1 protein-coding gene is annotated in these 1,253 nt (G+C 69.4%); it reads right to left on the bottom strand.

All coding sequences use genetic code 11. The features are described 5' to 3' along the window. A partial coding sequence (locus ACFWZ4_RS16450; protein ID WP_439705731.1) for a UDP-glucose dehydrogenase family protein occupies positions 1 to 1,253 on the bottom strand: 1,253 nt, incomplete at both ends.

Here is a 1,253-nt window from a genome sequence, read left to right as displayed (position 1 = left end):
CCCGCCTCCTCCACCTGCGCCGGGTCGTACAGGTTGCGTCCGTCGAAGATCGCCGGGTCCTTCAACGCGCCGCGGATGCGCGCGAAGTCCGGCGCGCGGAACGCCTTCCACTCGGTCACGATCGCCAGCACGTCGGCCCCTTCCAGCGCTTCGTACGCGTCCTCGCACAGCGTGAGGTCCGCCCGCTCGCCGTAGATGCGCGTGGTCTCCGCGCGCGCCTCCGGGTCGAACGCACGCACCTTCGCGCCCGCGGCCCACAGCTGTTCCATCAGCCGCCGGCTGGAGGCCTCGCGCATGTCGTCGGTGTTGGGCTTGAACGCCAGGCCCCACAGCGCCACCGTCTTGCCCTTCAGCTGGCCGCCGCAGTGGCGCTCGATCAGCTCGAACAGCTTGCCCTTCTGCGCGTGGTTGACCGCCTCCACCGCCCCCAGCAGCTTCGCCTCGTAGTCCACCGTGCGCGCGATGCGCTCCAGCGCCTGCACGTCCTTGGGGAAACACGAGCCGCCGTAGCCGGCGCCGGGGTAGATGAAGTGGTAGCCGATGCGCGGGTCCGAACCGATGCCGCGGCGCACCTGTTCGATGTCCGCGCCGACGCGCTCGGCGATGTTGGCGATCTCGTTCATGAAGCTGATCTTGGTCGCCAGCATCGCGTTGGCCGCGTACTTGGTCAGCTCCGCCGAGCGCTCGTCCATCACCACCGTGCGGTCGTGGTTGCGGTTGAACGGCGCATACAGCTTGCGCAGTACCGCCGTGGCGCGCTCGCTGGAGCTGCCGATCACGATGCGGTCCGGGCGCAGGCAATCCTCCACCGCGTCCCCTTCCTTGAGGAACTCGGGGTTGGAGACCACGTCGAACGGGATCACCGCGCCGCGCTCGGCCAGCGCCTGGGCGATGGTCGCGCGCACCTTGTCGGCGGTACCCACCGGCACGGTCGACTTGTTGACCACCACGGCGTAGCGGTTGAGGTGCTTGCCGATGCTGCGCGCCACTTCGAGCACGTAGCGCAGGTCGGCGCTGCCATCCTCGTCCGGTGGTGTGCCCACCGCAATGAAGATCACGTCGCCGTGGTGCACCGCCGGTTCCGCGTCGGTGGTGAAATCCAGCCGGCCGCCCTCGTGGTTGCGCTTGACCATCGGCGCGAGGCCCGGCTCGTAGATCGGCACTTCGCCGCCCTTGAGCCGCGCGACCTTGGCCGCGTCCACGTCCACGCACAGGACGTGGTTGCCCATTTCCGCCAGGCAGGTCCCGGTGAC

It is taken from the genome of Frateuria sp. GZRe12, from assembly GCF_051900535.1.
In the GTDB taxonomy this organism is placed as follows: Bacteria; Pseudomonadota; Gammaproteobacteria; order Xanthomonadales; family Rhodanobacteraceae; genus Frateuria_A.
Note: the sequence above shows the minus strand (reverse complement) of the source record. Positions and strands in the feature narration are given on the sequence as shown.